The 24,832-nt window shown below is 73.0% G+C and carries 13 protein-coding genes; 8 read left to right on the top strand and 5 right to left on the bottom strand.

Annotated features, from left to right (window positions below; all coding sequences use genetic code 11):
- Window positions 1–20: 20 nt before the first annotated feature.
- Window positions 21–1,601 carry an acyl-CoA mutase large subunit family protein gene (locus ACZ5GP_RS29445; RefSeq protein ID WP_468753737.1) on the bottom strand — a complete coding sequence of 527 codons (1,581 nt, stop codon included), beginning with the start codon at window positions 1,599–1,601 and terminating at the stop codon, window positions 21–23.
- Window positions 1,602–1,665: 64 nt separating this feature from the next.
- Between ACZ5GP_RS29445 and ACZ5GP_RS29440 the strand changes: the two genes are divergently transcribed.
- On the top strand, window positions 1,666–2,523 hold the full coding sequence (locus ACZ5GP_RS29440; protein ID WP_468753736.1) for a L,D-transpeptidase family protein: 858 nt from the start codon (window positions 1,666–1,668) through the stop codon (window positions 2,521–2,523).
- A 467-nt stretch (window positions 2,524–2,990) separates the two neighbouring features.
- Here the strand turns inward: ACZ5GP_RS29440 and ACZ5GP_RS29435 are convergent, their stop codons facing one another.
- Entirely contained in the window at window positions 2,991–4,073 is a 1,083-nt protein-coding gene (locus tag ACZ5GP_RS29435; RefSeq protein WP_468753735.1) for a hypothetical protein, read from the bottom strand.
- On the bottom strand, window positions 4,073–4,738 hold the full coding sequence (locus tag ACZ5GP_RS29430; RefSeq protein ID WP_468753734.1) for an RNA polymerase sigma factor: 666 nt from the start codon (window positions 4,736–4,738) through the stop codon (window positions 4,073–4,075). The genes ACZ5GP_RS29435 and ACZ5GP_RS29430 overlap by 1 nt, the downstream gene beginning before the upstream one ends.
- A 416-nt stretch (window positions 4,739–5,154) precedes the next feature.
- Here ACZ5GP_RS29430 and ACZ5GP_RS29425 point away from each other — a divergent pair, with 416 nt between their 5' ends.
- Entirely contained in the window at window positions 5,155–5,643 is a 489-nt protein-coding gene (locus ACZ5GP_RS29425; RefSeq protein WP_468753733.1) for a hypothetical protein, read from the top strand.
- 35 nt (window positions 5,644–5,678) lie between these two features.
- Window positions 5,679–6,668, top strand: a complete 990-nt coding sequence (locus tag ACZ5GP_RS29420) for a beta-ketoacyl-ACP synthase 3 (RefSeq protein ID WP_468753732.1) — start codon at window positions 5,679–5,681, stop codon at window positions 6,666–6,668.
- A gap of 51 nt (window positions 6,669–6,719) precedes the next feature.
- On the opposite strand, the gene ACZ5GP_RS29415 is transcribed toward ACZ5GP_RS29420, so the two are convergent.
- Complete coding sequence (locus ACZ5GP_RS29415) at window positions 6,720–8,513, bottom strand: AfsR/SARP family transcriptional regulator (RefSeq protein WP_468753731.1); 1,794 nt, start codon at window positions 8,511–8,513, stop codon at window positions 6,720–6,722.
- Window positions 8,514–8,801: 288 nt separating this feature from the next.
- The gene (locus ACZ5GP_RS29410; RefSeq protein WP_468753730.1) at window positions 8,802–9,566 is read right to left on the bottom strand and encodes a thioesterase II family protein; all 765 of its coding nucleotides are present in this window, start codon (window positions 9,564–9,566) and stop codon (window positions 8,802–8,804) included.
- Between the two features lie 196 nt (window positions 9,567–9,762).
- Here ACZ5GP_RS29410 and ACZ5GP_RS29405 point away from each other — a divergent pair, with 196 nt between their 5' ends.
- The 5 genes from ACZ5GP_RS29405 to ACZ5GP_RS29385 all read left to right on the top strand — a co-directional run.
- Window positions 9,763–10,707: a TauD/TfdA family dioxygenase gene (locus ACZ5GP_RS29405; protein ID WP_468753729.1), complete on the top strand. Its 945-nt coding sequence runs from the start codon at window positions 9,763–9,765 to the stop codon at window positions 10,705–10,707.
- A gap of 52 nt (window positions 10,708–10,759) precedes the next feature.
- Window positions 10,760–11,746 carry a TauD/TfdA family dioxygenase gene (locus ACZ5GP_RS29400; RefSeq protein ID WP_468753728.1) on the top strand — a complete coding sequence of 329 codons (987 nt, stop codon included), beginning with the start codon at window positions 10,760–10,762 and terminating at the stop codon, window positions 11,744–11,746.
- Between the two features lie 224 nt (window positions 11,747–11,970).
- Window positions 11,971–16,569 carry an amino acid adenylation domain-containing protein gene (locus ACZ5GP_RS29395; RefSeq protein WP_468753727.1) on the top strand — a complete coding sequence of 1,533 codons (4,599 nt, stop codon included), beginning with the start codon at window positions 11,971–11,973 and terminating at the stop codon, window positions 16,567–16,569.
- Window positions 16,566–19,643 carry a non-ribosomal peptide synthetase gene (locus ACZ5GP_RS29390; protein ID WP_468753726.1) on the top strand — a complete coding sequence of 1,026 codons (3,078 nt, stop codon included), beginning with the start codon at window positions 16,566–16,568 and terminating at the stop codon, window positions 19,641–19,643. The genes ACZ5GP_RS29395 and ACZ5GP_RS29390 overlap by 4 nt, the downstream gene beginning before the upstream one ends.
- On the top strand, window positions 19,640–24,832 hold a 5,193-nt coding region (locus ACZ5GP_RS29385; RefSeq protein ID WP_468753725.1), incomplete at its 3' end, for an amino acid adenylation domain-containing protein. The genes ACZ5GP_RS29390 and ACZ5GP_RS29385, both read left to right, overlap by 4 nt.

Here is a 24,832-nt window from a genome sequence, read left to right as displayed (position 1 = left end):
GACCCCGTGCCCGGCTTCCCTCAGAACGCGTCGACCGGCACGTACGCGCCCCACACCGCGCGCAGCGCGTCGCACACCTCGCCCACCGTGGCGCGGGCGCGCAGGGCGTCCTTCATCGGAGGGAGGACATTGGCGTCGCCCTTCGCCGCGTCCTTCAGGGCGGCGAGGGCGGCGTCCACCGCCGCCTGGTCGCGTTCGGCGCGCAGCCGGGCCAGCCGGGCGGTCTGCCGCGCCTCGATGGCGGGGTCCACGCGCAGCGGCTCGTAGGGCTCCTCCTCGTCGAGCCGGAAGTGGTTGACGCCGACGACGACGCGTTCGCCGCTGTCCGTCTCCCGGGCGATGCGGTAGGCGTTGCGCTCGATCTCGCCCTTCTGGAAGCCCCGTTCGATGGCGTGCACCGCGCCGCCCAGCTCCTCGACGCGCTCCATCAGCCGCACCGCCGCCGCCTCCATGTCGTCCGTCATGCTCTCCACGACGTACGACCCGGCGAAGGGGTCGACGGTCGCCGTCACGTCCGTCTCGTACGCGAGGACCTGCTGGGTGCGCAGCGCCAGCCGGGCGGAGGTGTCGGTGGGCAGCGCGATGGCCTCGTCGAAGGAGTTGGTGTGCAGCGACTGGGTGCCGCCGAGGACCGCGCCGAGGCCCTGGACGGCGACCCGGACGAGGTTCACCTCGGGCTGCTGGGCGGTGAGCTGGACGCCGGCCGTCTGGGTGTGGAAGCGCAGCATCAGCGACTTGGGGTTCCGCGCGCCGAACTCCTCCCGCATGACGCGGGCCCAGATGCGCCTGGCCGCGCGGAACTTGGCGACCTCCTCCAGGATCGTCGTACGTGCCACGAAGAAGAAGGACAGGCGCGGCGCGAAGTCGTCGACGGCCATGCCCGCCTTGATCGCCGTGCGCACGTACTCGATGCCGTCGGCGAGGGTGAAGGCGATCTCCTGCGCGGGCGAGGCACCCGCCTCCGCCATGTGGTAGCCGGAGATGGAGATGGTGTTCCACTTCGGCATCTCGGCCCCGCAGTACCGGAAGATGTCCGCGGTCAGCCGCAGGGAGGGCTGCGGCGGGAAGATGTACGTGCCGCGCGCGATGTACTCCTTCAGTACGTCGTTCTGGATCGTCCCGGTGAGCCGGGAGGCGGCCACGCCCTGCTCCTCGGCGACCAGTTGGTACATGAGGAGCAGCAGCGCGGCGGGCGCGTTGATCGTCATGGAGGTCGAGACCTGGTCCAGCGGGATGCCGTCGAACAGCACCCGCATGTCCTCGACCGAGTCGACGGCGACCCCGACCTTGCCGACCTCGCCGTGCGCGAGGGGCGCGTCGGAGTCGTGGCCCATCTGGGTCGGCAGGTCGAAGGCGACCGACAGGCCGGTCGTGCCGTGCTCGATCAGCCGCCGGTAGCGGGCGTTGGACTCGGCGGCGGTGCCGAAGCCCGCGTACTGGCGCATCGTCCAGGGGCGGCCGGTGTACATCGTCGGATGGACGCCGCGGGTGAAGGGGTACGCGCCGGGGGCGCCGAGCTTGTGTTCCGGGTCCCAGCCCGCGAGGGCCTCGGGGCCGTACACGGGTTCGATGGGCAGTCCGGACTCCGACTCGTGTGTCATGCCTTCAGCTTGCGCCTGCCGCCGGGACGCGTCACGCGCGGCAAACCGGGAAACACTCCCAGAAATGTTGTCCGGAGGCACCGGAGGCGTGATGGGCAGGGTCGCGATATCGGTGGGGGCCGTGGCGGTACTGGCGTTGACCGCGGGGTGCAAGGCGGTCGCGGTCGACGCGGAGGGCGGGGGGCCGGGCGGGGCGGGCCCGGTCGGCGCGGACGGGAAGCCGCGGGTCTCGGCGGCGCCGCCTCGGGGTCATTCGACAACCCCCGGTGGTCCGAGCCCGCGGACGCTGCTGCGCGAGGGCGACCGGGGTGCCCGGGTGCGCGAGCTGCAGGCGCGGCTCCGGCAGATCGGGTGGTTCCGCCAGGGCCCCTCGGGTACGTACGGCCCGGTCACGGCCGAGGCGGTCCGGGGCTTCCAGGGCAAGCGCGGCCTGCCTCCCACCGGCAGGACCGACACCGTCACCTGGCGACGGCTCCTCGCCATGACGCGCGAGCCGACGCGCTCCGAGCTGCACGCGGGCGGGGGCAGGCCGGCGGCGGCGCCCGCGCTCGCGCCGGACAAGCGGTGCCTGACCGGCCGGGTCCTGTGCCTCGCCAAGGGCAGCCGGACGCTGACCTGGATGATCGACGGCAGGGCCGTGTCGACGATGGACGTGCGGTTCGGCTCGCAGTACACGCCGACCCGCGAGGGCACCTTCCGCGTGTACTGGAAGTCCCGGCACCACGTCTCGACGCTCTACGACACGGCCATGCCGTACGCCCTGTTCTTCAGCGGCGGCCAGGCGGTGCACTACTCGGCGGACTTCGCGGCCAGGGGCTACGCGGGCGGTTCGCACGGCTGTGTGAACGTCCGGGACGAGAAGAAGATCGCGGCGCTCTTCGCGCAGGTACGGGAGGGCGACCGGGTCGTCATCTACAAGTAGCGGGCCTCCCTTGGGAGGCGTCCCCCGGGAGGCATCCCCCGGAAAAGCGGCGTGGGCGGGATCGGGGGAACAGATCCCGCCCACGCCGATGGCACGGAGCCGAAGGTACGGGGGGAACCCCCGGCTCGTGCCCGGGCCGATGACCAGTCGGCTCACTTCTTACTGCGCCGCGCCTCCGAAAAACGTCACACCTGGGGGTGGGCGGATTTTCCGGGGCGGGCAGCTACTCCGTGGGGGTGGGGGGCGTCCGTGCCTGCCCGGCGGGTCCGGTCACATGGGGAGCCGGCAGGGCGGTGTGCCGGGCCCCGCGGCGCGTGACGGGGTCCGCCCGATATGGGTCGTGCGGCAGGCCGGTGTGCCGACCCAGCGGGCCGGGACGCGTTCCGCCGGACAGGGGCTGGTGCGGCAGAGCGGTGGGCCGGGCGCCGTGGGCCGGGGTGGGGGGTGTGGTCCACCCGGGGCGGGGGTCAGCGCGGCGGGTGGGGGAAGTGGGGCAGGGCGCTGTAGGAGGTGGTGGGGGTGGGGTGCGGGAGGCCGGGGGCCGGGATGGTGTCGCCGCCCGAGCTGCCACCTGCCTCGCCGCCCGAGCTGCCGCCGGCCCCGCCGCCCGCCTCGCCGTCCGGGGCGCCAGTGCTCCCGCCGTCTCCACCGCTTCGGCCACCGCCGCCCTGGCCACCGCCGCCGTGTCGGCCGCCGGCGGCCGTGCCGCCGAGGATCCGGCCGCAGAAGTCCCCCACCCGGGAGGAACCCTTGGCGGCCTCTTCGAGGCGGCGCCGCTTGTCGCCCTGGAGGACGCCGCTGCGGTAGTCGCGGCAGGCGGATATCACCTTGCGGTGCCACTTCTTGGTGTCGCCGACGCGCGGCGTCCCCTCGGCGTCGGGGAGCGGTGTGGCACCGCCGGGGTGCTCGCCCCCGGCCTCCGCCTCGGGGGGCGTACGGGTGTGGGGCTCACGCGTGGCTTCCCCGCCGGGCGGCGCCGTGCCGTCCGGCAGCAGCTCCTCGGACGGCTCCTCGGCCTCGGCCGACGGTGAGGTCCGGGACGCCTCGGGGGTGGCGGCAGCCGACACGGACGCGGCGGGGGCCGGCGCGTCGTGCCCGCTGAACGGCGACGACAGCACGCCCGTCCCCGCCGCCACGGCGACACCGCCGGCCATGCAGGCCGCGAGCGTCGCTGCGAGCCCGAAACGCACCGGTCTGCCCCAGCGGCTGGGCCCCGGGCGATCGGCGGCCCGGCTCCGGCGTACGGTCTCGGCCGCGGCGGCCGCATGGGCGGACGTCGCGTACGCGGCCGAGGCTCGGGCGTCCTTCGCGGGGCCGCTCCGGGCGGCGCGGAACGCGGCCAGCGCGGCGGCCTCGCCCGGGAGTTCGCGCGGCTCGGCACCGCTCCCGCCGGGCGCCGCCGACGGGTCGCCGGCGGCCAGCGCGCCGAGCGCCCGGGCCAGCCGGTCGGCCTGGACGCGTGCGTGAGGGTCGACGTCCTCGAGGGGCTCACCGCGCAGCAAACGCTCCGCGGCCTCGCGGTCCAGCCACTTGTCCTGCTCGTCGGCCATCACATGTCCTTCTGCGTCCGCGTACGCGTTTGCGTCACACCGGCGGACGTCCCCGCGCGCACGCGCGGCTCTCTCTGAGGGGGTACGGCGCCCAGGGCGCTCGCGGGGTCGGCGGGGTCCGCGCCGATCAGTTCGGCGAGCCGTTTCAGACCCCGGTGGGCCGCCGTGCGGACGGCTCCGGGGCGCTTGCCGAGGGTCTGGGCGGCGGTCTTGGCGTCGAGGCCGACGACGACCCTGAGCACGACGGCCTCGGCCTGGTCCTGCGGGAGCTGCGCTATCAGGGCCAGCGCCTCACCGGTGGCGAGGGACTCCATGGCTTCCCCGGCGGTGTCGGCCTCGCCGGGCTTGCCGGTCAGCTCCGACTCGTCGCCGCCTATCGCGGGGCGGCGGCCCCGCATGCGTATGTGGTCCAGGGCGCGGTTGCGCGCGATGCGGGCCGCCCAGCCGCGGAACCGGTCGGCGTCGCCGCTGAACCGGTCGAGGTCGCGCGCTATCTGCAGCCAGGCCTCGGAGGCGACGTCCTCGGCGTCCGCGTCGGGGACGAGCGTGCGTACGTATCCCAGCAGCCGTGGGTGCACGGCGCGGTACACAGTCCGGAACGCGGTCTCGTCCCCGTCCTGCGCCGCAAGCACCGCGGCGGTCAGCTCCGCGTCGTCCCCCAGCACTCTCTCAATCCCGCCCACTCGGAGATCTGCGCCCGGCCGCGGCGCGAAGCAGCACGGTACGGCCTTGTCAGGGCCTACGTCCATGTTTGTACAACCTGCAACCAGCGGGTGACGGAACGCGGTGTGACACAAAACGCACGCACGGCGCTGAAGAGAGTACGGACCGCACGCCGGTCCGTGCCGTGCGCCGGCCGAGGCCTCTCCTGTGGGGGGTGGCGGCCTCGGTCGGTCGCTCGCTCCGCCGCTCGGACCACCGGTGACGAAGTCCGCTCCCGTGCCGGCGCCCCGTTCTCCGGTGGCACCAGCACCACCACGAAGTCGGATGCTGGTAGGGGCGAACCGGCGCATCCCACCGGCCAGACTCGGGGCGGCACCCGTGCGACGGGCGACGACGGCGGCAGCGGAGGACTTCTGCGGTGGACATCTTGCGGAACCAGGAATCTCCCCGTCCCCTCCACCAGACGTGGGCGGGGCTCGGGGACGCGCCCTGGCTGGTGCGGCTCGGCCCGGCCTCCCTGGGGCGCGTCGCCCTGGAGGTGTACGTCGCCGGAGCCCTCGTCGACGTGGTGGTGCCCAGTTCCCTGATGCCCGGCACGCTGCGGGGCGCCTGCTGTGCCACGGGAGGCGACCGCCGCCGGTTCACCCTGGCCTGGGGCGTACGCGAAGGCGGCCGGGCGACCCCGCCCGAGGTGGTGTTCCGGCGCGGACGGCTGCGCGGGGCGCTGTACCGGGAAGGGGAGACCCTCTCGTTCGACGACCGGTTCTGGCTCAGCACGGCGCGAGGGCGCTTCACCACCGTCTCCGTCACGGACTCCGAGGGCGTCGAGCAGCGCCAGGGCGTGCCGGTGCTGCGCGGCCGCGCCTTCCTCCGCGTGGGCGGCGGGGCGGGGGACCCGGACGTATAGGCGCAGGATAGGGACGGCTCCCACACTCGAGCGACATGACGACACAAGATCCCGTACGAGGCGCCCGCATTCTGGGGATCGGCACCTACCGGCCGCGGCGAATTGTCGGGAACGACGAGTTCGAGGCCCGTACGGGCCGCTCCGACGCCTGGATCCGGCGCCGTACCGGCATCGTCGAGCGCCGTTACGCGGATCCCGGTGAGACGGTGATGGACATGGCCGTCGAGGCCGCCCGCAAGGCGCTGGCCGAGTCCGGTCTGCCTCCGGGCCGGGTGGACATGGTGCTGCTGACGAGCATGTCCCACGTCCGGCAGAGCCCGGGCGGTGCCCCGGAGGTGGCCCACCGGCTCGGCACCGGGTCGGCGGCGCTCGATCTCGACGCGGCCTGCGCGGGGTTCTGTTACGGGCTGGGCGTGGCCGACGGGCTCGTGCGCAGCGGCACGGCCGAGCACGTGCTCCTGGTGGGCTCCGACAAGATGAGCGACATCGTCGACCCGTGCGACGCCTCCACCGCGTTCCTCTTCGCCGACGGTGCCGGCGCCGTGGTCGTGGGACCGGGCCCCGAAGGCGGCATCGGACCGACGGTGTGGGGCGCGGACGGCGGGCAGCGACAGCTCATCGCGCATTCGGCGACCTGGGTGGAGCACCGCGACGACCCGGGCCTGCCCTGGCCGACGATGCGGATGGCCGGCCCCGAGGTGTTCCGCTGGGTGGTCGAACGGATCCCCGCGGTCGCCGAACAGGCCCTGTCCGCCGCCGGTGTGCACGCGGCCGACCTGGCGGCGTTCGTCCCCCATCAGGCCAATCTGCGGATCACCGACGCGCTGGCCGCCCGGCTGGGCCTGCCGCCGCGGGTCGCCGTGGCGCGGGACATCCAGTACGCCGGCAACACCTCCTCCGCCTCCGTTCCCCTGGCCCTCGACCGCCTCCGGGAGACCGGAGCCGTGGCCCCCGGCGGCCGTGCGCTGCTCACCGCGTTCGGTGCGGGGCTCTCCTGGGCGGCTCAGGTCGTGCTGCTGCCGTGACGGCCGGCTCCCGGTCGGCGTGCCGGTGACGGCGGGCCGACCGGGGTGCGCTCAGGCGACCGAGCGGACCGCCGTCGCGGGCGCCGGGAGGGTGCGGGCGAACAGCCGTACCAGCTCGTGGAAGCCGTACTGGGGGCGGCTGCCGGTGCTCACCTCCAGCAGCCGGGCCTCGACCAGGTCGTCCAGCACCTGCTCGGCCGGGCCCACCGCGGTGCCCAGGGCCAGGGCGGCGGCCTCGGCCGGGAACCTCGCCACGGGCAGGGCGGCCAGCCTCGGCAGGGCGCCTCTGGCCCGCTGGTCGAGGCCCATGAGCGAACTCAGCAGCCTTTGCTCCACGTCGAGTTCGCCGAAGCTCATCTCCTCCAGGCGGTCCCGCGGCACGGACAGGCGGCGGGCCAGTCTGCCGGTGGACCAGTGCGCGTGGGCGGCGAGCCGCATCCCGCAGACCCGCAGCGCGAGCGGCAGGCCGGCACAGGCCTCGATGATCGCCCGGGTGGCGTCGGCGTTCTCCTGGATCCGCTCGGGGCCCGCCAGCGTGCCGAGGAACTCCAGCGCTTCGGCGGCGCCGAGCAGCGGCACGGTCAGCGCCACCCCGCCGGGCAACGCGGCGGGATGCGTCCGGCTGGTGACGATCAGGCCGATGCCGGGGTCGCTGGGCAGCAGAGGGGCGATCTGCCGGTCGTCGGCGGCCCGGTCGAGCACCATCAGCAGCCGCTTGCCGACGGTATGGGTGCGGTAGAGGCCGACCAGTTCATCGAGGTCGGCGGAGTCCGCGGGGGCGGCGCCGAGTGCCCGCAGGAAGCGCGAGAGCACCTCCCACGGGCTCCGCGGGGAACCGTCCGGGCGTCTGAGGTCGGCGTAGAGCTGGCCGTCGGGGAAGTCCTGCCGGCAGGCGTGTGCGGCCCGGACCGCGAGCGTGCTCTTGCCGATGCCGGGCATGCCGGTCAGCAGGACCGTGCCGGACCGACCGGGCTGCCCGGTCAACACCGCCCGGATGCGGCTCAGTTCGCTGCGGCGCCCGGTGAAGTCGGCGGGCTGTGGGGGCAGCATGGCGGGCACCGGACGAGGCCGCGGCAGGGTGGCGGACCAGGCCGGGGCGGTCTCCACCTCTGACAGGAGAGTGCCGCGCAGGATCGCCTGGTACGTGTCGTTGAGCACCGGCCCGGGGTCGACGCCGAGTTCCTCCGCCAGTGTCCGGCGGCCAGCGTGGTAGGCGCCGAGCGCGTCGGCCTGCCGGTCGCAACGGTACAACGCGGTCATCAGCTGGGACCGCAGCCGCTCGCGCAGCGGGTGCTCGCCGAGCAGGCCGGTCAGCTCGGGAACGAGTTCGAGGTGCCGGCCGAGCGCCAGGTCGGCCTCGATGCGGTGCTCCAGCGTGACCAGTCGCGCCTCCTCCATGCTCGGCCGCTCCCGCTCGGCGAGGTGCTCGGTGACATTGGCCAGGGCGGAGCCCCGCCAGAGGGCGAGTGCCGACCGCAGGTGCGTCGAGGCGTCGTAGTAGCGGTGTTGGTCCAGGGCCTCGCGGCCGAGGCGGGCGGCACGGTCGAAGTCCTCCACGTCCAGGCGTGCTGAGCCGATGCGGATGAGGTACCCCTGGGCCAGGCGGACGAGATCGGCTTCCGGGCCGAGGTGTTTGCGCAGCCGGGACGCGTAGGTGTAGATCTGGGCGCTCCTGGTCGCCGGCGGGTCGCACCCCCACAGCGCGGTGCTCAGCCGGGCGTCGGAGACCAGGGTGCCGTGGTTCAGCAGCAGGGTCGCGAGCACCGTGTGGATCTTCGTCCCGGAGAGCGGGACCGGCCTGTCGGCCCGGCGCGCCTCGACGGGACCGAGCAACTGGAATTCCATCATTCCTCCTGCCACGCACACGCCGCGCGGATCTCGCGGCGTGTGGATGAAGCGGCGAAGGGGGTGAGCTCTCCCCCGTGGATCAGCTCGGACAGTGGGTCCTTGGCGGCCTGACGGCCGTCGGACCCGCGCTCGCAATTGTGCGCCCGGGCGACCGCCCGGACCGTGCCCGACGGGTGTCAAGAGGTTGCATGGGCAACCTCCTGCCATCGCTCCCGCGGCTCCCGCTTCTCCGGCGTCCGCGCAGGTCAGCCGCGTGGCCCCGCCGGTATCGGCCCGGCGGCACCGCTACCGCGCCACACCCGACAACCGCAGGTCGGCGGCGAGATGGCCGGCGAGGTGGCGCAGGAGGTCCGGCTCCCGGGGTTCGAGGTAGAAGTGGCCACCGGGGAACGTGCGGTACTCGGCGCGGGCCGCGGTCAGTTCGGACCAGGCGGCGAGGCGTTCGGGGGTGCAGCCGTGGTCCTGGTCGCCGGAGTACGCCACGATCGGGCAGGGCAGCCGCTCGGGGGAGGCCGGGCGGTAGGTCTCGATCAGGCGGAAGTCGGCGCGCAGGGCGGGCAGGACGACCTCGCGCAGGGCGGGGTGGGAGACCAGGTGGCCCGAGGTGCTGCCGAACCGGTCGATCTCGGCGCACAGCCTCAGGTCGTCGGCGAGGTGCAGCCGGGACGGCGGCACGGTGTGCGGGGCGCCCCGTCCGGAGGCGAACAACCGGGTCGGTCGAACGCCACGGCGCCGGTGCAGCCGCAGCGCGGTCTCGTAGGCCACCGCGCTGCCCATGCTGTGGCCGAACAGGGCCAGTGGCCGGTCGAGGAAGGGTTCGAGAGCCTCGGTGACCCGGTCGGCCAGCTCGGCCATGTCGGTGACCGGCGGTTCGGCAAGCCGGGTCTGTCGGCCCGGATAGCAGACCGAGAGCAGTTCGACGTCGGCCGGCAGCCTGGGCTGCCAGGTCCGGTAGCAGGTCGGCGACCCACCGGCGTGCGGAAAGCACACCAGGCGCAGCCGCGGATCGGCCGGGGCGCCGTAGGAGTGGAACCACCCGCCATGCGTCATCTGGTCATCCTCGTCCCGGTCCTTCCTCAGGCCCTCCCGGTTTCTGTCCAGGAGTGCGGGCATCGCCCGTTCAGGCTGCCCGGGGCGTCCATACGCCTGCTATATCCGGGTCCGATATCGAAGCCGTATAGGTGTCTCCCGCACGGTCGCTTCGTGCGGCGGCGAGCCCGTCGCCACGAGCGCGTGAGGAGCACCTATGACGGCACCCCAACTGGCCTGGGCGCCACACGAGATCCGTCCGGCCGACGGCGCCGCACCGGCCGCCGCGGCAGGCCTGGCCGCCTCCCTGAGCGCCGGTCCGGCGGCCCTGGACGCACAGCTGGTCGAGAACAAGGCGCTGGTCTTCCGGGGCTTCGGGGTCACCGAGGCGGGCCTGGACCCGGTCCTCGACCTGCTGCTGCCCGACCGGCTCTCCTACGTGCACGGCAACTCGCCGCGGACCAAGGTCGGCCAGAACGTCTACACCTCGACCGAGTACCCGGCCGAGTTCACCATCTCGATGCACAACGAGCTGTCGTACAGCACCAGTTGGCCCACCCGTCTGCTGTTCTTCTGCGCCGAGGCGGCCGCCTCGGGCGGAGCCACCCCGGTGGTGGACGCCGCGCACTGGTTGAACTCGCTGGACGATGAGGTGCGGGACGCCTACGCCGGCGGCGTGCGCTACACCCAGAACCTGCACAGCGGCCTCGGCCTGGGCAGGAGCTGGCAGGCGACGTTCGAGACCACTGACCGCGACCGGGTGGAGGAGTTCCTCGCCGAAGCCGCGGCCGAGTGGGAGTGGCGCCGGGACGGCGGCCTACGGATCAGTCAGGTCCGGCCGGCCACCACCCGCCACCCCGTGACCGGCGCGGAGGTCTGGTTCAACCAGTCCGACCAGTGGCACCCGGCCGCGCTCGGCGAGGAGGGGGCCGCGCTGGCCCGCATGCTCCCGGCCGACGAGCTGCCGCAGTCGGTCAGCTTCGCCGACGGCCACCCGATCCCGGACAGGTACGTGCTCCAGGTGCGCGACCGCGGTCTGGCCGGGGCCGTCGACGTCGACTGGCGCCCAGGTGACCTGCTGCTCATCGACAACGTCCTGGTCGCTCACGGCCGCAGACCGTTCACCGGCCACCGTCGGGTGCTCGTCGCGATGTCCGGCTGAGACCGGCCGCCGCGCGGGCGGCCCGCAAGAGAAGGGACCTATTTTCATGACCATGGCTACCCGGGCGGCCCCGGCAGCGGACGCCGACGCCCTCACGATCCGTCTGACCGGGCACGAGCAGCAAGAAATGGCGCTTCTCGCCGAGGAGTTGAGTGTGCCGGGGTCAGGTCACGTGGACGACCCCGACTGGCTGGCGGCGGCACGGCAGCTGACGTGCCGGATACCCCTGCGGCTGCGCGAGACGGTGCGCCGGTACCGGTACGACTGCGGCCCGGACGCCGTTCTGCTGATCCGGAACCTGCCGGTGGACGAGGAGTCGTTGCCGCAGACCCCTGCCGTGCGCGAGTCCGTGGAGCGGCGGGCCACCGGGCCGGCCGCCGTGTCGGCCCTGCTGTCGCTCCAGCTGGGCGAGGTGATCGCGTTCCGGGACGAGAAGTCCGGCGCCCTGGTGCAGAACGTGGTGCCGGTGCCGGGGCTGGAGAGTTCGCAGAGCAACGCCGGGTCGGTGGATCTGGAGATGCACACCGAGAACGCCTTTCATCCGAACCGTCCGGACTACGTCGGTCTGCTGTGCCTGCGCAACGACCACACCGGGACGGCCGGCACCCTCGTCGCCTCGATCCGCCGGGCGCTGCCGCTGCTACCGGACCGGGCCCGCCGGGTGCTCGGCGAGCCCCGTTTCGTGACCGAGCCACCCCCCTCCTTCCACGCGGGCGGTACGACCGTGCCGCACCCGGTGCTGGGCGGCGACCCCGCCGACCCGGACATCCGGGTGGACTTCGCGGCCACCGTCGCCCTGGACGACGAGGGCAAGCAGGCCCTGGAGGAGCTGCGGGACGCTCTTGTGCCGGCGTCCGAGGTGGTCGTGCTGCACTCCGGGGACATGGCCTTCATCGACAACCGGCTCGCGCTGCACGGCCGCAGCTCCTTCGTACCCCGCTACGACGGCCGCGACCGCTGGCTGCACCGCACCTTCGTCCACCTGGACAACCGGCGCAGCCGGCCGGACCGGCCCGGCAACGGAGCCGTGCTGTCCTGACCCGCCTCGGCCGCCGCGCACCCCACCGTCCAAGCCCGGTGCGGTGCGCGGCGGCCCGATATAGACGCCCTATAGCGCGCCGTCCGAACCTTTGACCGGCCATCAGGCCGCCTACGGCCGCCGGTGGCGTTCGCCCACGCGAGGCCCGCGTGAGGCGCCCTCCCTCGCTTCCCGTTCCGCACCGATCGACCGTCCGCGCCCTTCCCATCCGCGAGGAGCACCCGTTGACCAGCCCCCTGCTTCTGCCCCGTTCCTTCGCGCAGCAGGCAGTCCGGTCACCTGCCGCGACGGCCGTGCTGGACCGGGACCGCGAGCTCAGCTACGAGCAGCTCACTGTCCGAAGCGGCCGACTGGCCGGCCGGCTGAGGTCCCTCGGCGTCGGCCCGGGCGAGCTGGTCGGGGTTCTCCTGCCCGCGGTGGCCGAGCTGCCGGTCGCGCTGCTCGCCGTCTGGCAGACGGGCGCCGCGCATCTGCTGCTCGACCCGACGCGGGGAGCGCCGTCGGCCGCGTTGATCGACGAGGCCGGGATCCGGGTCGTCGTGACCTTCGCGGACCTGGCCGCGCACAGTGGCTCCGCCCGGGCGGTGTGCCTCGACCTGCCGGCCGAGGCGGCCGATGGAGATGTGGGGGCGGCGCCGGTGTTCGCCGTCCGCGAGGAGGCTGTGGCATTCGTCTGCCGCACCGCCGACGGCGCCCTGCTGAGCGTCGACCATGCGAGCGCCGCCCACTACGCGCTGGGCATGGCCGAGCGGTACGGGTTGCGGGCCGGCGACCGGGTGCGTTGCGCGGGGACCCCGGGCCGACTGCCCTGGGAGGTGTTCGCGGCGCTGTCGGCCGGAGCCACCGTGGCGATGGGCGTCACCACCGGCGTGACCGTCATACCGATCGATCCAGGGGACGAGGGGCCCGCCGGTCTCGACGCGGTCCGCGTGGTCGTCGCGGCGGAGCGGGTGCCGGACGAGCTGCTGGCCCGCTGGGCGGAGCACACCGGCGCGGAGGTGTGGCGGTCGTACGGCCCGGAGATCTGCGGGGTGGAGTTCGCCGCCGAGCGGTTCGACCCGGCCGGGGCCGGTGGCGCCTTCTTGGCGGAGCAGCCCGAGGTGTGGGTGCTCGACGACTACGGCGACCCGGTGCCGCCGGGCGTCCCCGGTGAGCTGCACCTGGGCGGACTGGGGTCCGGCTGCGGCTTTCCGGGTCGGCCCGGGCTGACGGCCGAGCGGTTCGTCCCGGACCCCGACGGCCTCGCGGGAGGCCGTCTCCTGCGGACCGGGGCGCTGGTGCGGCTCCGTCACGACGGCCGGCTGGAGAGCCTCGGCACGGTGGAGCCCTCGGCGGTCTCCACCGCGACCGAACGCCCGCCCTACGTCCCCCCGCGCACCCCTGAGGAGCGGCTGGTCGTCGGGATCTGGTCCGAGCTGCTCGGCCAGGAGGACATCGGCGTCGACGACAACTTCTTCCAGCTGGGCGGCCATTCGCTGCTGCTGACCCGGTTGATCGAGCGCCTGCGGACCACCACGGGGCGACAGCTGCGGCTCGCCGATCTGTACGCCGCCCTGACCGTCGCCGACCAGGCGCGGCTCGTCTCACCCGACGGCGGCGGATCCGACGAGAGTGCCGGTTCCGTCGCACGTGACGCCGACGGTTCCCGCGACCGTCACGGCGCGGCGTCCGGGCTCCGGGCAATCCCCCGTGACCGTCCGCTGCCGCTGTCCTCCGGGCAACGTCGGCTGTGGCTGTTGGACCACGTCAGCCCCAGCCCGGAGTGGGTGATCCCGCTCTTCCTCCACCTGCCCGCCGAGGTCACCGACTCCGCCGCGCGACGGGCGCTCGACCTGCTGGCGCGGCGCCACGAGTCCCTGCGCACCCGTTACGTCGAGGTGGACGGCGAGCCGATGCAGCTGGTCGGGGACGCCGAGCCGGTCGCCTGGCAGGAGCTCGCGGGGGACGCGCCCGACCGCGAGGCCGTCTTCCGTGAGCAGTTCGCCGCCACCTTCGACCTGGCTTCGGGCCGGTTGTGGCGGGCGCTGCTGGTGCGCGAGCCGGACGGCGAGCGCTGGCTGCTGGTCACCCTGCACCACATCGCCTGCGACGGCTGGTCCGCGACCGTGCTGGAGCAGGAGTTCGCCCGACTGTGCTCGGGCCCTGCCGAGTTGCCGCCGGTCGACGTGCAGTACCCGGACTTCGCCGCCTGGGAGCGGGAGCACTCGTCCGAGGAGCGGGTGAAGGACCGTCTCGACTTCTGGCGCCACCGTTTGCGGGACCTGCCTCCCCTGGAGCTGCCGACCGACTTCGCCCGCCCGGCGGAGCGCGATCCCAGCGGCGATCTGGTGCCGTTCACCGTCCCGGCGCCGCTCGCCGAAGCCGTCCGCACGCTCGGACAGCAGCACAGCGCCACGCCGTTCATGATCCTGCTGACCGCCTTCGCCACTCTGCTCGCCCGGCACTCCGGGCAGTGGGATGTCCCGGTCGGCGTGCCGACGGCGGGCCGGGAACAGCCCGGCCTCGAACGCACGGTCGGCTTCTTCCTCAACTCCCTGGTTCTGCGCTGCCGGCTGGACGCGGCGCTCGGCTTCACCGAGGCGCTGGAGTCCGTGCGGCAGACCGCGCTGGAGGGTTTCGCCCATCAGGACGTCCCCTTCGAGCGTCTGGTCGAGGAGCTGCGCCCGGAGCGCGACCCCTCGCGCACCCCGCTCTACCAGGTGGCGTTCAACTTCACCGACGGGCCGGCCGGCGGCGGCATGCCCGACGAGGGGCACAGCGGGTACCTGTACCACCGGCGGGTCGCCAAGACCGACCTCACCCTGTACGTCCGCACCGAGCGGGACGGCAGCTGGAGCGGCGCCCTGGAGTACGCCACCGCCCTGTTCGAGCGGCGGACGGTCGAGCGGCTGGGTGCCGGTCTCGTGCGGCTGGTCGAGTCCGTCACGGCCGCTCCCGACCGCGCGCTGGGCGCGGTGGAGGTCATGTCGTCCGAGGCCCGCGCAGAGGCGCTGACCCGGTGGAACGACACGTCCGCCGACTGGGAGCGCGTCCCGGTCCTCGACCTCGTCGAGCAGCAGGCCGTCGCCACCGCCGACGCGGTCGCCGTCCGCTACGGCGACGAGGAGCTGACGTACCGCCTGCTGGACGAGCGCGCCAACCGGATCGCCCATCACCTGCGGGACCTGGGCGCCGGGCCGGGTACGACGGTCGGCGTGCTGCTCCACCGGGGTCTCGAGCTGCTGCCCGCGCTGCTGGGCGTGTGGAAGGCGGGCGCCGCGTACGTCCCGATGGACCCGGCGGCCCCGGCCGAACGCATCGAGCACATCCTCGCGGACAGCGGGGCCGCGCTGCTGATCACCGAGTCCGCCCTGGCCCCGGACGGCCACCGCGGGCCGCGGGTGCTGCTGGACGCCGACCGGACGGCCGTGGACGCCCGGCCCGCGACGCCGCTGCCCCGCGCGATCAGCCCGCAGGAGCTGGCGTACGTCATCTACACCTCCGGTTCCACCGGTCGCCCCAAGGGCGTGATGGTGACCCACGCGGGCCTGTCCAACCACCTCCAGTGGGCCGTGCGGGACCTTGTGACGACCCCGGGCGGAGCGCCGCTGTTCTCGTCGACCGCCTTCGACCTGCCGGTCACCAACCTCTTCGCCCCGCTGATGGCCGGACAGCCGGTCCACCTGCTCCCCGCCGACCTGGACCTCGGCGCGCTCGGCAGGACCCTGGCCGCCGGTGGACCGTACAGCTTCATCAAACTCGCCGCCGGACACCTGGAGCTGCTCGCCCACCAGCTGACCGACGAGCAGATGTCCGCTCTGGCGCGGTGGATCGTGGTCGCCGGGGAGGCGCTCGGCGCCCGGACCGCCAACCGCTGGCGGGAGGCGCTCGGTGACGGCCGGCTGATCAACGAGTACGGCCCGACCGAGAACTCCATCGGCTCCACGACGCACCCGGTCACCCGCCCGCACGACACCACCGTGCCGCTCGGCCTGCCCCTGCCGAACACCACGGCCTATGTGCTGGACGCCGGGGCCCGGCCGGTGCCGCCCGGGGTCGCGGGCGAACTGTGGGTCGGCGGGGAAGGACTGGCCCGCGGCTACCTGGGCCGCCCCGACCTGACCGCCGAAACGTTCGTGCCCAACCCCTACGGGCCGGCCGGCAGCAGGCTGTACCGCACCGGTGATCTCGCCCGGCGGCTGGCCGACGGCTCGATCGCCTTCCTCGGCCGGATCGACGACCAGGTCAAGCTGCGCGGCTACCGCATCGAACCGGGTGAGATCGAGAGCCGGTTGCTGGGCCTCCCCGCGGTCCGGGCGGCCGCCGTGGTGGTGCGGGAGACACCGGCCGGGGAGAAGGCGCTGGTCGCCTACCTGGTCCCGGCGGCCGGCGCGGCGCTGGACACGGACCAGGTCCGTGACCGATTGGCCGCCGCGCTGCCCGAGTACATGGTCCCCAGCGGTTTCGTCGCTCTGGACGCGCTGCCGCTCACCGCGAACGGCAAGCTCGACCAGCGGGCACTGCCCGCCCCCGAGGTCGCCGACGCCAAGCGGCCGGCGGTCGCCCCCGCCTCGCCCGCCGAGGAGCGGATCGCGGAGATCTGGTGCGAGGTGCTCGGCCTGGAGCGGGTGAGCGTCGAGGACGGCTTCTTCGAGCTGGGTGGTCACTCGATCCTGGCGATCCGGATGGTGTCGATGGTGCAGGACGCCTTCGACGTCGACATCCCGATCCGGGCCGTCTTCGAGAGCGCCACCGTCCGCCGCCTCGCCCAGGCCGTCGAGGACCTGATCCGCGCAGAGCTGGAGCAGCTGTCCGAGGCCGAGTTGGAGGAGTACTCGACATGAAGCCGTTCGCACTGATCACGGACGAGGACCGGCGGCGGCTGCCCGAGGACGTGACGGACGCGTACCCACTGTCCATGGTTCAGGCCGGGATGCTCGTGGAAATGCGGGCCGCGGACCACGGACCGGTCTACCACGCCCTGCACGCCCTGCGGGTCCAGGACGAATGTCCGTTCGATCAGACGGTCTTCGGCCGGGCGGTGGCGCTGCTCACCGAGCGCCTCGCGCTGCTGCGTACCTCGATGGACCTGACCGGCTACTCCCGCCCCTTGCACCTCGTCCACGCCGCGGGCCGGGTCCCCGTGAGCGTGCACGACCTGCGACAACACGACCAGGACCGGCAGGCGCGGGAACTGGCGGCCTGCACGGCCGCGCGGCGGGCCATCCCGTTCGACCCGGCCGCCGCGCCGCTGCTGCGGTTCGACGTCCACGTGGAGTCCGAGCGGGCCTGGCGACTCACCGTCACCTACTGCGGTGCGCTGATCGACGACGCCGACGCCTTGTGCGAGGGTCTGCTCGCCCTGTACCGCGGCCTGCGCGACAGCGGGCGGCCGCCCGTGCTCCCACCGCACGGCCCGGACCCGGCCGAGCGGGTGGCGGCCGAACTGGTCGTCCTGGGCGACCCCGACGCCCTCGCCCCCTGGCGGCGGCTCACCGCCACACACGCCCCCCTGGTACTGCCGGAGGCCTGGGCCGACCGGAACGGCCCCGTCGAGCGCTACCGGCTCGGCGTGACGTTCGAGGACCTGGCGGACGGGTTGCGCGCGCTCGCCGACCGGGCCGGCACCTCGCTGCGGACGGTGCTGCTCGCCGCGCACCTGAAGGTGATGGCCTCGCTCACCGCCGAAGAGGCCTTTCACACGGGCGTGGTCAGCCGCGACACACTCGGTGCGCCGGGCACCGAACGGGTCGTGGGGCCGCCGCCGGACACCCTGCCGTTCCCGCACCGCGGTGACCCGGCCAACTGGCTGCGGCTGGTCGCGCAGACCGAGGCCCAGGAGCGTGCGCTGCACCGCCACCCCCGCTGCCCGCTGCCCGCGATCCAGCGGGTGGCCGGGGTGAACCGGCTGGTCACGGTCGTCTTCGACCACCTCGACAGGCCCTCCCTCGGTGGCGAACGCCACCTCGCCGACACGGAGTTCGCGCTTCAGGTGACCAGTGTCGGCGGCCGCCTTGAGCTGGCCACCCGCACAGACGCCGTCGGGCGCGAGCACGCGGACCTGCTGACCGCGATGTACCGGCACGTCCTGGAATCGATGGCGGCCGACACGGAGGGCGACACGGGGATCGCACCCGCGCCGGAGCCGCTCCGGCAGCATGCCCTCGTCGGCGCTCCGCCCGCCCTCTGTGTGCACCGGGCCTTCGAGGCGCAGGCCGCCCGCACCCCGGACGCGGTCGCTCTGGTCTTCGAGGACGAGCAGCTCACCTACCGCGAACTGAACGAACGGGCCAACCGCATCGCCCACCGCCTGCGTGCCCTCGGGGCCCGCCCCGACACCCTGGTCGGCGTCTGCCTGGAACGCGGCACCCACCTCATCCCCGCCCTTTTGGGCGTCCTCAAATCCGGCGCCGCCTACCTCCCCCTGGACCCCGCCAACCCCCCCGAGCGCCTCGGCTGGATCCTCCAGGACGCACACGCCTCACTGCTGATCGCCGACGACACCGCCGCCGCGGCCGTCCCTCCCACCTACCGCGGCACTCTCGTGCCCCCGGACGGCGGTGACGAGCCCCCGGATGACAGCGATCCGGACGTCCCCGTCTCCCCCGGCAACCTGGCGTACGCCATCTACACCTCCGGCTCCACCGGCCGCCCCAAGGGCGTGGCCGTACCGCACAGCGCCCTCGCCACCCTTGTCGGGGCCTTCGGACGGCTGTCCGGCGGGCCCGGGGCCACCTGGCTCGCGTCCACCTCGGTGTCGTTCGACATCTCCCACCTGGAGATCCATCTGCCGCTCACCACGGGCGCCCGGATCGTGCTCGCCTCGCGTGCGCAGGCCGGCCGTCCCGACGCCCTGACCGCGCTGGTCGCGGTGCATGGCATCACCCACGTCCAGGCGACTCCCTCCGGCTGGCGGGTGCTGCTCGCCGCCGGTTTCGACCGGCCGGGGTTGGTGGCGCTGGCGGGCGGTGAGGAGTTGCCCGTGCGGCTGGCGCGAGAGCTGCGCTCCCGGGTCGGCCGTCTGGTCAACGTGTACGGCCCGACCGAGGCGACGATCTGGGCGTCGGCCTGGGAGGTGCCGGACGCGCCTCTGCCCGGCGTCCCGCTCGGCGCGCCGCTCGCCCACTACCAGTTGCACGTGCTGGACCGCGCCGGCCGTCACACCGTGCCCGGCGTGCCCGGGGAACTGCACATCGGCGGCCTGGGTCTGGCCCGCGGCTATCTGGGCCGCCCCGACCTGACCGCCGAGAAGTTCGTCCCCGATCCGTACGGCCCGCCCGGCAGCAGGTTGTACCGCACGGGGGACCTCACCCGCCGGCTGCCGGACGGCACCCTCGAATTCCTCGGCCGGATCGACACCCAGGTCAAGATCCGCGGCTACCGCATCGAACTGGGTGAGATCGAGTCCGCGCTCACCGGCCATCCCCGTATCCGCGAGGCCGTGGTCACCCTGCGGGAGAACGGCATGCTGGCCGCCCATGTGGTGGGCGGTGGCCGGATCGACGCGGCCCGGTTGCGCCGCTATCTGGGCAGCACCCTGCCGTCGTACATGATCCCCGGCACCTTCGTGCCGGTCGACCGGATCCCGCTCACCATCAGCGGCAAGGCCGACCGCCGGGCACTGCCCTGGCCGGACAGTCCGGCCGCCGTCTCCCGGCCACCCGAAGGAGAGCTCCAGGAACTGCTCGCGGACTGCTGGAAGGACGTCCTCGGCAGCGCACCGGCGGGCATCGACGACGACTTCTTCCAGTCCGGCGGCACCTCCGTACTCGCCGTCCGGCTGGCGGAGCGGCTGCACCGTGAACTCGGGTGCGGCGTCGGCGTCCGCACCGTCCTGGACCACCCCACCGTCGGCCGACTGGCCGAGGCGGTCGAACGACTTCGTACCAACGTCCTTACCGAGGAGTACACGGCATGAACACCGACGACATGGTTGCCCACCCGCAGGATGCGGTCTCGGTACGTGCCGAACTGCTCCGCCGCCGACTGGCCGGGGAGGGCGGCCGCACCGCGCGCCGCCCCCTGATCGACCGTGCGGACCGCGACGCGCCGCTGCCGCTGTCCTTCGGCCAACAGCAGATGTGGTTCCTGAACCGGATGGACCCGGACTCCGTCGAGTACGTGGTGCCGCTCGTGCTGCGGCTGCGCGGTCCGCTGGACGTCGAGGCGCTGGCCGCCGCCTGGGAGCGGATCCTGGAGCGCCACGAGGTCCTGCGCACCCGCTACACGCTCGGCGCGGACGGCGAGCCGGTACAGCTGATCGACGCGCCGCGGCCGGTCGGCCTGCCGGTGCTCGACGTGCCCGACGAGGCCGGGATGCGGGCCGCGGTGGAGGCCGAGATCGCGCTCCCCATCGACCTGGAACGGGACTGGCCGGTGCGGGCCACGCTGGTCGGGCTGTCCGAACACGAGCACGTCCTCGTCGTCGTCTTCCACCACATCGCCTGCGACGCCTGGTCGATGCGGGTGTTCGCCGACGAACTCAACACCCTGTACGGGGCTTCGGTCACCGGCGCCACCGCCACGCTCGAACCGCTCCCCGTCCAGTACGCCGACTATGCCGCATGGCAGCGCCGGCACCTGACCGGCGAGACGCTTGAGCGTGAACTCTCCTATTGGCGCGCCCAGTTGGCGGGCAGCGGTCCGCTCGAACTGCCGACCGACCGGCCCCGGCCCGCGGTCCGCGCCTGGGCGGGCGACTCCGTGCCGTTCACCGTCCCGGCCGCCCTGGCGGACCGGGTGCGCGAACTGAGCCTGGAACACGGCACCACGCCGTTCGCCTTCCTCCTCGCCGTCTACCAGGTGCTGCTGTCCCGCTATACCGGTACGTCCGACATCCCGGTCGGCGTCACGGTGTCCGGTCGCAACCGCCCGGAACTCCAGCAGGTCATCGGCTACGGCATCAACACTCTGGTCGCCCGCGGCCGCTGGTCCGGTGACCCGGGCTTCAGCGCGCTGCTCACGGCCACCGCCGCGACCGTCCTGGACGCCTTCGAACACCAGTCGGTGCCCTTCGCTCGTCTCGTCGACGACCTCCAGCCGGAACGCGATCTCGCCCGCACCCCGCTCTTCCAGGTCGACTTCGTCATGCACGAGGACCGGACGACAGCCTTCCACCTGCCCGGCCTGGATGTGGAGCCGGTCCTGGAGGACCGGATCGCCAAGTTCGACCTGACGCTGAATGTGACGCACGCCCCCGAGGGGCAGCCGATGCAGGCCCGACTCGGGTACGCCACCTCGCTGTTCGACCGCGCGACGGTCGAGCGGATGACCGGGCACTACCTGCGGCTCCTGGAGTCGGTCACGGCCCGCCCCAAGGACCCTCTGTCCGCGCAGGCCATGCTGCCTGCCGAGGAGACGGAGCAGTTGCTCGGCGAGTGGAATCGTTTCGTTCCTGAGCCGGTCGATGTCTGTGTGCACCAGGCCTTCGAGGCGCAGGCCGCCCGCACCCCGGACGCGGTCGCTCTGGTCTTCGAGGACGAGCAGCTCACCTACCGCGAACTGAACGAGCGGGCCAACCGCATCGCCCACCGCCTGCGTGCCCTCGGTGCCCGCCCCGACACCCTGGTCGGCGTCTGCCTGGAACGCGGCATCCACCTCATCCCCGCCCTTTTGGGCGTCCTCAAATCCGGCGCCGCCTACCTCCCCCTGGACCCCGCCAACCCCCCCGAGCGCCTCCGCTACATCCTCCAGGACGCACACGCCTCACTGCTCATCACCCAGAGCACCGTCCAGGACCGCCTCCCCGCCGACCACACCGGCACCCGCCTCCTCCTGGACACCGACACCCTCCCCACCGAACCAGCCACCAACCCCACACCCACCACCACCCCCGACAACCTGATCTACGTCATCTACACCTCCGGCTCCACCGGCCGCCCCAAGGGCGTCACCCTCACCCACACCAACGTCGCGCGCCTCATGCGCTCCGCCGACCACCACTTCCACTTCAGCACCGACGACGTATGGACCCTCTTCCACTCCTACGCCTTCGACGTATCCGTATGGGAGATGTGGGGCGCCCTGCTGCACGGCGGCAGACTGGTACTGGCCCCCTTCGACACCCTGCGCTCCCCCGACGAATTCCTCGACCTGCTGGTCACCCAGCAGGTGAGCGTGCTGTGCCAGACACCGACCGCCTTCCACTCCCTCACCGCCCTGGCCGCCGCAGACGACCCCCGCATCAACCGACTCGCCCTGCGCGCCGTGGTGTTCGCCGGCGAACGGCTCGACCCCGGCAACCTCCGGCCCTGGACCGACCGGCTGGGCCCGGCGACACCCGCCCTCATCAACATGTACGGCATCACCGAAACCACCGTGCACACCACCTACCACGAGCTGTCCGAGAACGACCTGGGCGACATCACGCGCAGCTTCGTGGGACGCCCGTTGTCGGATTTGAGCGTGCACCTGCTGGATGGGGACGGGAACCTGGTGCCCGTCGGCGTCCCCGGTGAGATCCACGTCGGTGGCGCCGGCGTGGCCCGCGGCTACCTCGCCCGCCCCGACCTGACCGCCGAACGCTTCGTCCCCGACCCCTTCGGACCGGCCGGCAGCCGCCTCTACCGCTCCGGCGACCTCGCCCGACGCCTGCCCGACGGCTCACTGGAGTTCCTCGGCCGCATCGACACCCAGGTCAAGATCCGCGGCTACCGCATCGAACTCGGCGAGATCACCCACCGCCTGCGCGACATCAACGGCATCACCGACGCCGCCGTCACCGCACACGACAACACCCTCACCGCCTACCTCGTCGGCAACACACCCGACCCCACCGAACTACGCACCCACCTCGCCACCACGCTGCCGGACTACATGATCCCCAGCGCCTACATCACCCTCGACCACATCCCCCTCACCCACAACGGAAAACTCGACACCAAAGCCCTCCCCGCACCCGGGCACGACGCGTACGCGACGGTCGCGCACGTCGCCCCCAGGAACGAGGTCGAGCGGGCCATGGCGGGCGCCTGGGCGGACATCCTCGGCCGGGACGTCGAGCGCATCGGTGTCCACGACAGCTTCTTCGACCTCGGCGGCGACTCCATCCGCGCCGTCCGGCTGGCGGGCGCGCTGCGGGAGCTCGGGTACGAGGTGAGCGTCCGGGACGTCTTCGAGCACCGGACCATCGCGACGTCGGCCGCGCATGCGCTCCCCGCGGCAGAAGGGGGCGGGTTCACGCCGGTCGAGCCGTTCGCGCTGATCAGCGGGACGGATCGGGCCGCGCTGCCGGCCGATGTGGTCGACGCCTACCCGCTGTCCCAGGTGCAGACCGGCATGCTCGTGGAGATGCTCACGGGTGAGCGCCCCGGCACCTACATCAACATCAACTCCTTCCGCATCCCGGCCCCCGACGGCCAGGGTTTCTCCGCCGAAGCCCTCCACGAAGCACTCCGAACCGTGGCCGACCGCCACGACATCCTGCGCACCTCCATGCACCTGGACGGCTACTCCCAGCCCCTCCAACTCGTCCACGCCTCCGTCGACGTACCGATGACGGTGGAGGACACGCGCGGCCTGTCCCCCGCCGAACTACAGGCCGGCCAGGAAGACTTCGTCGCGGCCCAGCGGGCGGCATCGTTCGACCCGACAGCCGCGCCGCTGCTGCGGGTGCACGTGCGAGTCGAGTCGGACGACGCCTGGCGCCTGACCCTGGTGCAGAGCCACGCGATCACCGAGGGCTGGAGCGTCAACGCGCTCATCATGGAGCTGGTGGAGCTCTACGCCGCGATCGCCGAGGAGCGTGCACTTCCGCCCGTCCACGAGGCTCCTGTTGTCCGGTACGCCGATTTCGTGGCCGCCGAGCTGAAGTCGCTGGAGGACGCGGACGATCAGCGGTTCTGGGCAGAGGTCACCGGTACGCATGTGCCGCTCGCCCTGCCCGAGGCCTGGGGTTCCGGCACGGACACGGGTGCGGGTGCGGGTGCGGGTGCGGCCGAAGCGGTGCGGGTCACCGCCCGGTACGCCGATCTGGAGCCACAGCTCAGGGAGTTGGCACGCCGCGCTGATGCCTCACTGAAGAGCGTGTTGTTCGCAGCGCACCTGAAGGTGATGAGCGCGCTCACCACCGAGGACGCCTTCCACGTCGGGCTGGTCACCCACGGCCGCCTGGAAGCCACGGGTGCCGAGAAGGTCCTGGGCATGCACCTCAACACCCTGCCCGTCCCCTTCCGGACCAGTGCCATACCCCGCACCTGGCTGGAACTGGTCCAGCAGGCCTTCACCCGAGAAACCGAAGTCTGGGGCCACCGCCGCCATCCGCTGCCCGCGATCCAGCACGCGGCCGGATCCGAACGGCTGATCAGCGTCCTGTTCGACTACCTCGACTTCCACCACGTCGACACCCACACCATCGACACCACCGGCACCCTCGGCGGAGCCATCAACGAATTCGCCCTCAACGCCATCGCCCAGAACGGCCACATCCACCTGACGGCCACCACCGACGTCCTGACCCCTGAGTACGCCCAGCGCCTGGCCGCGATGTACCGCACCGTCCTGGAAGCCATGGCCACCGACCCCCAGGGCAGCGCCCTGGCCAGTGTCCTGCCCCCCGCCGAACACGCCCACCTCCTCGCCATGGGCACCGCCCCCCAACAACCACTCCCCGCACTGGCCATCGACCAGTTCGAAGCACAGGCCGCCACCACACCCAACGCCCTCGCCCTCACCTTCGGCGACACCGAACTGACCTACCAGCAACTCGACGAACGCGCCAATCAGATCGCACGGCTCGTACGGGAACAAGGCCACGGTGGTGCACCCATCGGCATCTACCTGGAACGCTCACCCGACCTGGTCGCCGGTCTACTGGCCGCCTGGAAAGCCGGCTCCCCCTACCTGCCCCTCGACCCCACACTGCCCGGCGAACGCCTGACCCACATCCTCACCGACACCGGCACCCCCCTCATCCTGACCACTTCAAAGCTGGCAGCCGCACTTCCGCAGGGACCCGCTGCCGTACTGCTGGACACTCTTGAGCCTTCCCCGGCCCATGCGCCGGACCGTCGTATCCATCCCCTGGACATCGCCTACATCATCTACACCTCAGGCTCCACCGGAACACCCAAGGGCGTCCTGGCCCACCACCAAGGCCTCGCCAACTAC

The organism is Streptomyces sp. NPDC031466, assembly GCF_055581265.1.
This window is presented reverse-complemented; position numbering and strand designations above follow the sequence as displayed.